Consider the following 10,747-nt stretch of genomic DNA (forward strand, 5'->3'; position numbering starts at 1 on the left):
GCAGGCGCCTTATTTGCCCGCGTCGGCGGGCGCGGCCTGCGGCTGGGCCCATGTCACCTTGTCGCCGGGGTTCACGGCCGGCCCGCCGACAATCACCCGCTCGCCGGCCTGCAGGCCTTCGGTGATCAGCCAGTCCGGGCCGTACATCGCGCCGGTCTTCACCAGCCGCACGGCGGCGGCGCCGGCTTCGTCGACCACCAGCACCTGGGGTTTGTTGTCGGTGCTGCGCTTGACCGCGCGCTGCGGCACCAGCACGGCCTGGGGGTTCACGCCCTGGTGGGTGGTGACGCGCACGTACATGCCGGGCAGCAGCAGGCCGTCGGGGTTGGCGAATTCGCCGCGCACCAGGATCTGCCCGCTGGTGGGGTCCACCGCGATGTCGGAGAACTTCAGCCGGCCCGCGCGCACCTTGTCCGTGCCCTCGACCGTGACGCTGACGCGGCCGGCATGCGCGGACGCGCGCGCTGCCGGGGCGGCGGCGTCGCGCAGGCGCAAAGCCTGGGCCACGGGCTGCGTGAAGTCGGCATAGATGGGATGCAGCTGCTGGATGGTGGCCAGCGCCGTCGCCTCGCCCTGGCCCACGAGCGCGCCCTCGCTGACCAGCGAGCGGCCTATGCGGCCCGAGATCGGCGCCTTGACGCTGGCGTAGCCCAGGCTCAGCTGCGCGCTCTCGACATCGGCCAGCGCCGACAGCCGCGCCGCCTGGGCGCGCTTGAACGCGGCGCTGGCGGCGTCGAAATCCTGCTGGCTGATGGCCGCCATCTTGACCAGCGGTTCGTAGCGTCTGAACACGGCCTGGGCCTCGGTCAGCGCGGCTTCGGTGCGCGCCAGCTCGCCCTGGGCGCGGCGCAGGGCGGCGGCCAGGGGCGCGGGGTCTATGCGAAACAGCAGCTGGCCGGCCTTGACGTCGGCGCCTTCCTCGAAATGGCGGCTCAGCACGATGCCGGCCACGCGCGCGCGCACCTCGGCCACGCGCGCCGCCGTGATGCGCCCGGGATATTCCTCGCTCATGTCCAGCGCCCGCGGCTGCACCGAAATCGTCTCCACCTGGGGCGCAGGCATCTCGGCCGGCTCCGGTACGCCACGGCTGCAGCCGCTCAACAAAACCATTGCAGCCACGCCTGCTGCGAGCGGCGCCACGCGACCCTTGCCCATCTCAAACCCCTGGTGATTGATGCGCATTGATGTCTGCGCGAGTCACATAGTGTTTCACAGTTTCAAATGAATCACAAGTGATTCATTTGATCTTTGGTGACTGCAATTTCAATGTCAGCAATGTGAATCGATTAAAATAAAGGCTATTTGAATCACGACATCTGTCGTCCCTGACGGTGCCGACAGACGTCACCAGAGGGGAGTCCACCGATGAATGCGCTTGCTGCCGTGGAAGACGAGAAGACGTTGGCGGCCCTGGCCCTGGCGATGGTGAACCACCCGCGAGCCACCTTGCAGGAGCTGGCCAAGGCCATAGGCGTGAGCAAGGCCACGCTCTATCGGTTCTGCAAGACCCGCGACCAGTTGATCGAACGCCTGTTCGAGCACAGTGCCAGCCAGCTGCGCCGCTCCATCGATGAAGCCGAACTGCACCAGGGCCCGGCTGAGCAGGCCTTGCGCCGCCTGATACAGGGCCAGCTGCGGCACAAGGAACTGACGGCGTTCCTGACCTATTACTGGAAGCCGGATTCCATGCAGGACCCGCGCGCGGTTGCGACCTGGGCGGCTTTCGATGCGGCGGTCGATGCGTTCTTTCTGCGCGGTCAGCAGGAAGGCGCTTTTCGCATCGACATCAGCGCCGCGGCGCTGACCGAAACCCTGTTTTCCATGGTCATAGGTCTGCTCGACGCCGAGCGCCGCGGCCGGGTGGCGCGGGCGGCCGTGCCGGACATGGTCGAGCAGGTGTTCCTGCGCGGCGTGGCGGCGCCGGCAAAGTGATTGCCGCGCCGCGCCGGGTCAACGCGTAGACTGGGAGATCCCCATTTAGCGCGCCTTGCGGCTGCGCTGCTGCCCCATGACCCAGAAACTCGCTTCCAAGACCGCCATCATCACCGGCGCTGCCCAGGGTATAGGCGCGGCCATCGCCCGCGCTTTCGTGCAGGAAGGCGGCTTTGTCTATGTCACCGACATCAACGACGAACTCGGCCTGCGCGTGGCGCAGGCGCTGGGCGAGCAGGCGCGCTATGTGCCGCTCGATGTGCGCAGCGAGGACGACTGGCAGCGCGTGACGGGCCAGGCGCTGCTCGAGCGCGGTCGGCTCGACGTGCTGGTGAACAACGCCGGCATCACGGGTTTCGAGCAGGGCGCGGTCGCGCATGACCCGGAAAACGCCAGCCTTGCGGACTGGCAGGCCGTGCACCGCACCAATCTCGACGGCGTGTTCCTGGGCTGCAAATACGCGATACGCGCCATGCGCGGCCATGGCATAGGCGCCATCATCAATATCTCCTCGCGCTCGGGCCTGGTGGGCATTCCCGGGGCCGCGGCCTATGCCTCGTCCAAGGCCGCGGTGCGCAACCACAGCAAGACCGTGGCGCTGTACTGCGCCGAGCAGGGGCTGAAGGTGCGCTGCAACTCCATCCACCCGGCGGCGATTCTCACGCCCATCTGGGAGCCCATGCTCGGCACGGGCGCGGACCGCGAGGCGCGCATGGCGGCGCTGGTGCAGGACACGCCGCTGCGCCGCTTCGGCCTGCCCGAGGAAGTCGCGGCCATGGCCTTGCTGCTGGCGTCGGACGATGCCACCTACATCACCGGCAGCGAGTTCAACATCGACGGCGGGCTGCTTGCGGGCTCGGCGGCAACACCGGTGCAGGTGGAGTAATCTGGCGGTTGGCAGTTCCTTTTTCCCATCCATAGCGCAAGGGTTCCATCCATGTCAATTCGTTTGTTCGCCGCTCCCGTCATCGCATCGCTGGCGCTGGTCGCCACGCTGGCGCAGGCACAGTCGCCGTCAGCCCCCCATGCCGCGGTGCACGCCCTGGCCCAGCAGGAGCAGCAGCCGCTGCTCGACACGCTGCGCGATCTGGTGCACATCGAGTCGGGCAGCAAGGACCTCGAAGGCCTGGACAAGATCGCGGCGCTGATCGCCAGCCAGCTGCAGCAGCGCGGCGGCAAGGTGGAGATCCTGCGGCCGACCGACATCTACCGCCTCGACGACACGCCCGAAAAAGTCGGCCCCGTGGTGCATGCCACCTTCCAGGGCCAGGGCACGAAGAAGATCATGTTCATTGCCCACATGGACACCGTCTATCTCAAGGGCATGCTCAAGGACCAGCCGTTTCGCATCGATGGCGACAAGGCCTACGGCCTGGGCATAGGCGACGACAAGCAGGGCGTGGCGACCATCATCCATACCGTGGGCATGCTGCAAAAGCTGGGCTTCAAGGACTACGGCACGCTCACGGTGCTGATCAACGGCGACGAGGAAATCAGCTCGCCCGGCGCGCGCGGCACCATCACGCGGATTGCGGCCGAGCAGGACGCGGTGTTCTCGTTTGAAGGCGGCGGCGCCACGGGTTCGCTGCGCCTGGCGACCAGCGGCATTGGCGCGGCCTACCTCACGGTGGACGGCAAGGCCTCGCACGCGGGCGCCTCGCCCGAGAAGGGCGTGAACGCGCTTTACGAGCTGTCGCACCAGCTGCTGCAGATGAAGGAGCTGTCCAAGCCCGAGCAGGGCCTGAAGCTCAACTGGACCGTGGCCAGCGCCGGCACCAACCGCAACGTGGTGCCCGCCCAGGCCAAGGCCCAGGCCGATGCCCGCGCGCTCAAGGTCTCCGACTTCGACGCGCTCGACAAGCAGCTGCAGTCCAAGGTGCAGAGCAAGCTGCTGCCCGAATCCAAGGTGCAGGTGAAGTTCGAAGTGCGCCGCCCGCCGCTGGAAGCCACCGAGACCTCGCGCCGCGTGGCCGAGCACGGCAAACTGATCTACCAGGAAATCGGCCTGCCGCTGACCGTGGTGGCCGAAGCCACGGGCGGCGGCACCGACGCCGCGTTTGCCGGGCTCAAGACCCGCGGCGCGGTGGTCGAGGGCATGGGCCTGTCGAGCTTCGGCGCGCATTCCAACGACGCCGAATACGTGCTCATCAACACCATCGTGCCGCGCCTGTATCTGGCCACGCGCATGGTCATGGACCTGTCCAGCGGCAAGCTCCAGTAACGCGCCTTGGCCGTGGGCCGCACTTCCTGGCGTGGCGCGCTCAGCGCGGCTGCAGGATTCTCTCGGCGCACTCGATGAAACTGCGCAGCGTGGGCGGGCAGTAGGCGGGATTCCAGACCAGCATGGCCGGGGCCCGCACCTGCTCGCCCTTGATCTTCACGAACCGCACGCCGTGCACCCGTGACTGCGCCAGCGAGCGCGGAACCACGGACACGCCCAGGCCCTTGGCGACCATGGCCACGATGGTCAGCCACTGGCGCGCGGCGTGGGCCAGGCGCGGGTGGATTCCGGCGCGCGAGAAGATGGCAATCACGTTGTCATAGTTGGCCGGAGCGACATCGCGCGAGAACATCACAAAGCGCTCGTCGACCAGCTGCGTCAACTCGATGGCCTCGCACTGTGCGTGCGCATGGTCTTCGGGCAGGCAGATCAGGAATTCATCTTCCGCCATGGGCAGAAATGCCAGCTGCGGCGGCACCGCCGAGGCATTGACAAAGCCCGCATGGATCTGGCCGCGCAGCAGTTCGTTGACCTGGTCGGCACTCGACATTTCGCCGAGCACCACGTCGACATCGGGCGTCTCGGCGTTGAACTGCCGCACGATGGCCGGAACCTCGCGGTAGACCTGCGAGCCGGTCATGCCGATATCGAGCCGCCCGCGCATTCCCCGGCCGACGATCCTGGCGACATTCGACGCCCGCGCCACCTGTTCCAGGATCTGGCGTGCCTCCTCCAGAAACGCCGCGCCGGCCTGGGTCAGCTCCACATGCTTGCTGTCGCGTATCAGCAGCTTGACTTCCAGTTCCTCTTCCAGCGACTTGATGGCGCTGCTCAGCGGCGGCTGGGTGATCGCGAGTTTGCTGGCCGCGCGGCCGAAATGCAGCTCTTCGGCCAGGACGACAAAGTAGCGCAGAAAGTGAAGCTTCATGGGGCAGGGCGATCGAAGGCTTGAGCACCTTCAACGATTCTCAAAAAGAATCACTCTAGCCAAATTGAGGATTGGACGCGAATGGTTGTGCCCATGAAGATGGCGCTGCATCGCTTGACAGGGCGCTGCGCATTCGAACTACAAAAGGAGACACGGCATGAAAATCTTTCCCCGGGCCCTGACCCTGGTGGCCAGCCTGCTGGCGGCTGCAGCGTCAATAGCCCAGACCTACCCGTCCGCGCCGGTCACCATGGTCGTGCCGTTTGCCGCCGGCAGCGGCACCGATGCCGTGGCGCGCATCGTCGCCAAAAAGCTCGGCGAGCGCCTCAAGCAGCCGGTGCTGATCGACAACCGCGCCGGCGCCAACGCCCAGATCGCCGCCCAGTTCGTCGCCAAGGCCAAGCCCGACGGCTACACCTTGTTCATGACGACCAATACCTCGCACTCGGCCAACCCCAGCCTGATTGCCAATCTCAAGTACGACCCGATCAAGGATTTCACGCCGGTGGCGCGCGTGGGCGAACTGCCGTTCGCGCTGGTCGTGGGCAGGAACGACCCGGCAAAGACGCTCAAGGGCTGGATAGAGCAGGTCAAGGCCAACCCCGGCAAATTCTCCTATGCGACGCCCAACAGCACTTCGCTGGTGGCCTCGGAAACCATCAAGCGGATTCTGGGCCTGGACGTGGTGGCCATTCCCTACAAGTCGAGCCCGCAGGCGCTGACCGATCTGATTGGCGGCTCGGTGCAGATGTATGTGGTCGATCTGGGCTCGGGCATGGGAATGATCAACGCGGGCAGCGTGCGCGTGCTGGGCGTGACCACCAAGGAACCGCTCAAGTCCATGCCCGATGCCGTGCCCATCGTCAAGGAGGTGCCGGGCTTCGATCTGACGTCCTGGAACGGCATCTTCGGCCCCGCAGGCATGGCCAAGCCCGTCGTCGACAAGCTCAACCAGGAACTGCAGGAAGTGCTGGCCGACAGGGAGGTGCAGAAATCGCTGGCCCAGCTGGGCTTCGAGACCTGGCCGACCAGGACGCCCGAGGAATTCGCCAAGTACGTGGCCGACCAGCTCGCGCACTGGAGCACGCTCGTCAAGCAGGCCGGCATACGCGCCGAATGAACATGACTGCAGCGCATTCCCCCGCCGCCACCGGACCGCTGGCCGGCGTCAAGGTGCTTGACCTGACATCGGTCGTGATGGGGCCTTTTGCCACCCAGATCCTAGCCCAGCTCGGCGCCGAGGTCATCAAGGTCGAGACACCCGAAGGCGACAACATGCGCCATGTCGGGCCTATGCGCCATGCGGGCATGGGGCCCATCTTCCTGCATGCGAACGCAGGCAAGAAAAGCATCGTGCTGGACCTCAAGCAGCCCGAGGGCCGCGAAGCCGCGCTCAAGCTGGCCGAAAGCTGCGATGTGTTCATCAGCAACGTGCGGCCCCAGGCGCTGGTCCGTCTGGGGCTGGACTATGACGCGGTGCGCCAGCGCAGCCCGCGCATCATCCATGTGAGCTGCTGCGGCTTCGACCAGGATGGGCCCGACGCCGCACGCCCGGCCTATGACGACCTGATCCAGGGCGCGACCGGCGTGCCCTGGCTCATGGAGCAGTACGGCGCGCCCGAGCCCGCCTACATGCCGACCACGCTGGCCGACCGCGTGACGGGCCTGCACGCGGTCTACGCGGTCACCGCGGCGCTCTATGCGCGCGGCCAGACGGGCCTGGGCCAGGCCGTGGTGGTGCCGATGTTCGAGGCCATGGCGCAGTTCATCCTGGGCGATCACATGGCCGGCCTGACGTTCGAGCCACCGATAGGCAAGCCCGGCTACGCGCGCCTGCTGACGCCGCACCGCAAGCCCTATGCGACCCGCGACGGCATGTTGTGCGTGCTGATCTACAACGACCAGCATTGGCAGCGATTCTTTGCCGCCATGGACGAGAGCGAAGGGCTGGCGCGCGATCCGCGCTTTGCCACGCACAGCGCGCGCGCCGCGAACATCGATGCGGTCTATGCCGAAGTCGCGCGCCTGATGCGCACCCGGACCACGCAGGAATGGCGCGCGCTGCTGGATGCGGCCGACGTTCCCAACATGCCGATGAACAGCCCGCAGGACCTGCTGGCCAATCCCCAGTTGCGCGCCACGGGCTTTGTCAGCGACAGCGTGCATCCCAGCGAAGGGGCCATGCATGCCCTGGCCCATCCCACCAAGTGGTCGGCGACGCCGCCCGCGCGCCGGTTCTCTCCCGCGCCCCGCTTGGGCGAACACACCCGCGAACTGCTGCAGGCAGCCGGCTATACCGGCGAGCGCATAGACGCGCTGCTGGCGCAGGGCGCCTGCCGCACCGAACCCTGAAGGAAAGATCCCCATGAATCCCAGCTACCTGGTGCGCAGCGCCGATGTGCCGGCCTACCAGCCCGCCAATCACCATCACACTTTCAACCAGCGGCTGATCGGCCCCGAGACCGTGGGCGCGCGGCAGATGGAAGTGCTGCTGGGCACGCTGCACAAGGGCGGCGGCGCCTTGCCGCATGCCCATCCCGGCATAGAGCAGGCCTGCCATCTGCTCGAAGGCACGGCCCATGTCGAGGTCGCCGGCCAGGCGTTCGACATGGTGCCCGGCGACACCTGCTTTTTTCCCGCCGACGCCATGCATGTCTTCACCGTGACCAGCGACAGCCCGGTGAAGCTGCTGGTGATCTACAGCCCGCCCTACGGCGAATCGCCCGACAAGGTGATACGCCCAGCCGCGCTGATGGCCAAAGGAGCCGCGCAATGAACTTCGCCCTGAGCTCCGAACAGGAGCAGATCCGCGACGCCATCGAGCGCGTGTGCGCGCCCTTTGACGCCGATTACTGGCTGCGCAAGGACCAGGAAGGCGGCTTTCCCGATGATTTCCACCAGGCGCTGGCGGCGTCGGGCTGGCTGGGCATTGCCATGCCCGAGGCCTATGGCGGCGCCGGCCTGGGCATCAGCGAGGCGGCGCTGATGATGCACACGATTTCCGCCACCGGCGCCGGCCTGTCGGGCGCCTCGGCGGTGCACATGAACATCTTCGGCCTGCACCCGGTGGTGGTGTTCGGCAGCGATGAACAAAAGCAGCGCTGGCTGCCGCCGCTGATCGCCGGCACCGACCGCGCCTGCTTTGGCGTGACCGAACCCAATACCGGGCTCAACACGCTCAAGCTCAGGACACGCGCGCTGCGCGACGGCGACCATTACGTGGTGCATGGCCAGAAAGTCTGGATCAGCACCGCCCAGGTGGCCAACAAGATGCTGCTGCTGGCGCGCACCACGCCGATAGAGGAGTGCACGGGCACCGAAGGCCTGAGCCTGTTCTACACCGATATGGACCGCAGCAAGGTGGAAGTGCGCGAGATCGAGAAGCTGGGCCGCAAGTGCGTGGACTCCAACCAGGTGTTCATCGACGGCCTGCGCATTCCCGTGGAAGACCGCGTGGGCGAGGAAGGCAAGGGCTTCAGCTACATCCTGCACGGCCTGAACCCCGAGCGCATCCTGATTGCCAGCGAGGCCGTGGGCCTGGGGCGTGCGGCGCTGCAGCGCGCCGCGGGCTATGCCAACGAGCGCGAAGTGTTTGGCCGGCCCATAGGCCAGAACCAGGGCATACAGCATCCGCTGGCCAAGTCCTGGATGGAACTCGAAGCCGCCCACCTGATGGTGCAAAAAGCCGCCTGGCTCTACGACCAGCACCTGCCCTGCGCGGCCGAAGCCAACAGCGCCAAGTACCTGGCCGCAGAGGCCTGTTACCACGCCTGTGAAAACGCCATCTTCACGCATGGCGGCATGGGCTATGCGAAGGAATACCATGTCGAGCGCTATCTGCGCGAGTCCTGGATTCCGCGCCTGGCGCCCGTGAGCCCGCAGCTGATCCTGTGCTTCATTGCCGAGAAAGTGCTGGGGCTGCCCAAGTCCTATTGAGCCTGCAGCGGTGGCCGCCGGCGTTTTGCGGCCACAATGCGGGTTGTCTAGAACCTGGAAATACCTGTGAACCAACCCATTGCCCACGCCGAACTGATTGCCAGCTACCGCAAGGTCGCCGCCGAGGCTGCCATGAAGGCCGCCAAGGTGCAGGCTGCATCCTCCAAGGGCCCGGCGGTCGCCAAGGCGGCCAGCGATACCGCGGCCAAGGCGGCGCGTCGCCGCGATGTGCTTGCCGCCAAGCTCGCCAAGCTGGGTGTCGTGCTCGCTGACTGAGGCCTTGTCTGAGCCAGCCGCGATCCGCAGATCGCGCAAGAAAGCGGCGAATCCCGTTGTGGACTCGCCGCTTTTTTTCGCCTGGCTTTCATGGCGGCCCGGGACGGGGCCGCAGGCTCACTCCGGGTAGACGGCCTTGATGGCGCGCGTGCCCAGTTCCGCCCCCGTGGCCGCATCGATGGCCAGGGGCTGTATTTCGGTGCCGGTTTCTGCGTCGAGCAGCCGCACCATGGAGCCGTAACCGCGGTGCTTGCGCCCCCAGGCGCCAATCAGCAGCAGCACCGGCAGGAAATCGCGTCCTGCCTGGGTCAGCACGTACTCGTCGCGCGGCGGACGCTCGGAGTATTGGCGCTTTTCGAGCAGATTCTCCTCGGTCAACACGGCCAGCCGCTTGGTCAACATGGTGGGCGCGATGCCCAGGCTTTTCTTGAACTGCTCGAAGCGGGTCATGCCCGCGTTGGCATCGCGCAGTATCAGCATGCTCCAGGCGTCGCCCAGCAGATTGAGGCTGCGGGCGATCGGGCAGGGGCAATCGGCAGAATTTTTCAAGTCCATATCGTTTTAGTATTGACTCACTATTGTTTCGATACTAACATCCAGACCACAGCCAGTCCAGCAAAGCCACTTCGGCTGATGGAGAACGCCATGGGCGCCTGCGCATTCTGCGTCCAGGCAAGGTGTTGCGGTTGTCAAAGATGTCAAATCAAACGAAAAGGAAATGAAAATGGCCACCCCTTCGAACGCAGCTTCTCGCGCCATCGCCCACAGCGTGCTTCCGTCGCTGGCGACTTCGCTCGCGCTGTCGCTTGCCTTCATCCTGCCGGTCCAGGCCCAGCAAAAGCCCGTCGATCAACGCGATGCCGCGACCGCACGCGCGGAAGTGATTGCCGACCTGGCGCTGTGGCGCCGCGCCGGTCTGGACCGCAGCGAGCCGCTGCACAGCTCCTACAGCCTGCAGTCGTCGGAGTACAGCGCGGCGCAGCAGGAATATCTGCGCCTGCGCGCCAGCGACGAGTTCCAGCGCGAAGTCCAGAAGGCGCTGGCGCAACAGTGAGCGCGGGCCGCACCATGCCCGCGCCTGGCGCTTACTTGCGCCCGGTCAGCTGGGCATAGCTGTTCATCAGGTTGCGGTAGTCGGGAATGTGGTTGGAGAACAGCGTGCCCAGGCCTTCGACATCGTTGCGCCAGTCGCGGTGCAGCTCGCAGGCCACGCCGAACCAGGTCATGAGCTGCGCGCCCGCCGACGACATGCGGTCCCAGGCGGACTGGCGCGTGAGTTCGTTGAAGGTTCCCGACGCGTCGGTGACGACAAACACCTCGAATCCTTCTTCAATGGCCGACAGCGCCGGGAAAGCCACGCAGACTTCGGTGACCACGCCGGCAATCAGCAGCTGCTTCTTGCCCGTGGCCTTGATGGCCTTGACGAAGTCCTCGTTGTCCCAGGCATTGATCTG

The 10,747-nt window shown here is 66.2% G+C and carries 13 protein-coding genes; 9 read left to right on the plus strand and 4 right to left on the minus strand.

The features are described from left to right. Window positions 1-9: 9 nt before the first annotated feature. Window positions 10-1,155 carry an efflux RND transporter periplasmic adaptor subunit gene (locus RR928_RS13185; RefSeq protein WP_442881431.1) on the minus strand — a complete coding sequence of 382 codons (1,146 nt, stop codon included), beginning with the start codon at window positions 1,153-1,155 and terminating at the stop codon, window positions 10-12. A 210-nt stretch (window positions 1,156-1,365) separates the two neighbouring features. On the opposite strand from RR928_RS13185, the gene RR928_RS13190 reads away from it, so the two are divergent. The 3 genes from RR928_RS13190 (at window position 1,366) to RR928_RS13200 (ending at window position 4,153) form a co-directional block, all read left to right on the plus strand. Next, window positions 1,366-1,932 carry a TetR/AcrR family transcriptional regulator gene (locus tag RR928_RS13190; RefSeq protein WP_332534184.1) on the plus strand — a complete coding sequence of 189 codons (567 nt, stop codon included), beginning with the start codon at window positions 1,366-1,368 and terminating at the stop codon, window positions 1,930-1,932. 76 nt (window positions 1,933-2,008) lie between these two features. Continuing rightward, window positions 2,009-2,818 carry an SDR family oxidoreductase gene (locus RR928_RS13195; RefSeq protein WP_332682852.1) on the plus strand — a complete coding sequence of 270 codons (810 nt, stop codon included), beginning with the start codon at window positions 2,009-2,011 and terminating at the stop codon, window positions 2,816-2,818. 51 nt (window positions 2,819-2,869) lie between these two features. After that, window positions 2,870-4,153 (plus strand): M20/M25/M40 family metallo-hydrolase, encoded by a 1,284-nt coding sequence (locus RR928_RS13200; protein ID WP_332534186.1) that lies wholly within the window; start codon window positions 2,870-2,872, stop codon window positions 4,151-4,153. A gap of 40 nt (window positions 4,154-4,193) precedes the next feature. Here RR928_RS13200 and RR928_RS13205 read toward each other — a convergent pair whose 3' ends face one another. After that, window positions 4,194-5,081 (minus strand): LysR family transcriptional regulator, encoded by an 888-nt coding sequence (locus tag RR928_RS13205; RefSeq protein ID WP_332534187.1) that lies wholly within the window; start codon window positions 5,079-5,081, stop codon window positions 4,194-4,196. Window positions 5,082-5,238: 157 nt separating this feature from the next. On the opposite strand from RR928_RS13205, the gene RR928_RS13210 reads away from it, so the two are divergent. The 5 genes from RR928_RS13210 (at window position 5,239) to RR928_RS13230 (ending at window position 9,293) form a co-directional block, all read left to right on the plus strand. Beyond that, complete coding sequence (locus RR928_RS13210) at window positions 5,239-6,201, plus strand: Bug family tripartite tricarboxylate transporter substrate binding protein (protein WP_332534188.1); 963 nt, start codon at window positions 5,239-5,241, stop codon at window positions 6,199-6,201. Then, window positions 6,198-7,433, plus strand: a complete 1,236-nt coding sequence (locus tag RR928_RS13215) for a CaiB/BaiF CoA transferase family protein (protein ID WP_332682854.1) — start codon at window positions 6,198-6,200, stop codon at window positions 7,431-7,433. The genes RR928_RS13210 and RR928_RS13215 overlap by 4 nt, the downstream gene beginning before the upstream one ends. 13 nt (window positions 7,434-7,446) lie before the next feature. Then, window positions 7,447-7,857 carry a cupin domain-containing protein gene (locus RR928_RS13220; RefSeq protein ID WP_332534190.1) on the plus strand — a complete coding sequence of 137 codons (411 nt, stop codon included), beginning with the start codon at window positions 7,447-7,449 and terminating at the stop codon, window positions 7,855-7,857. Then, window positions 7,854-9,017 carry an acyl-CoA dehydrogenase family protein gene (locus tag RR928_RS13225; RefSeq protein ID WP_332534191.1) on the plus strand — a complete coding sequence of 388 codons (1,164 nt, stop codon included), beginning with the start codon at window positions 7,854-7,856 and terminating at the stop codon, window positions 9,015-9,017. Before RR928_RS13220 ends, RR928_RS13225 begins: the two co-directional genes overlap by 4 nt. A 66-nt stretch (window positions 9,018-9,083) precedes the next feature. Continuing rightward, window positions 9,084-9,293, plus strand: a complete 210-nt coding sequence (locus RR928_RS13230; RefSeq protein WP_332549471.1) for a hypothetical protein — start codon at window positions 9,084-9,086, stop codon at window positions 9,291-9,293. 117 nt (window positions 9,294-9,410) lie between these two features. Here the strand turns inward: RR928_RS13230 and RR928_RS13235 are convergent, their stop codons facing one another. Continuing rightward, the gene (locus RR928_RS13235) at window positions 9,411-9,848 is read right to left on the minus strand and encodes a winged helix-turn-helix transcriptional regulator (RefSeq protein ID WP_332534193.1); all 438 of its coding nucleotides are present in this window, start codon (window positions 9,846-9,848) and stop codon (window positions 9,411-9,413) included. 169 nt (window positions 9,849-10,017) lie between these two features. Here RR928_RS13235 and RR928_RS13240 point away from each other — a divergent pair, with 169 nt between their 5' ends. Next, a complete protein-coding gene (locus tag RR928_RS13240) occupies window positions 10,018-10,347 on the plus strand; it encodes a DUF4148 domain-containing protein (protein ID WP_332682857.1) in 330 nt (109 codons plus the stop codon). A gap of 31 nt (window positions 10,348-10,378) precedes the next feature. On the opposite strand, the gene RR928_RS13245 is transcribed toward RR928_RS13240, so the two are convergent. Continuing rightward, window positions 10,379-10,747, minus strand: a 369-nt coding sequence (locus RR928_RS13245) for an isochorismatase family protein (protein WP_332682859.1), incomplete at its 5' end; no start/stop codon positions are given.

The sequence above is a fragment of the Comamonas sp. genome, from assembly GCF_036666375.1.
In the GTDB taxonomy this organism is placed as follows: domain Bacteria; phylum Pseudomonadota; class Gammaproteobacteria; order Burkholderiales; family Burkholderiaceae_C; genus Comamonas.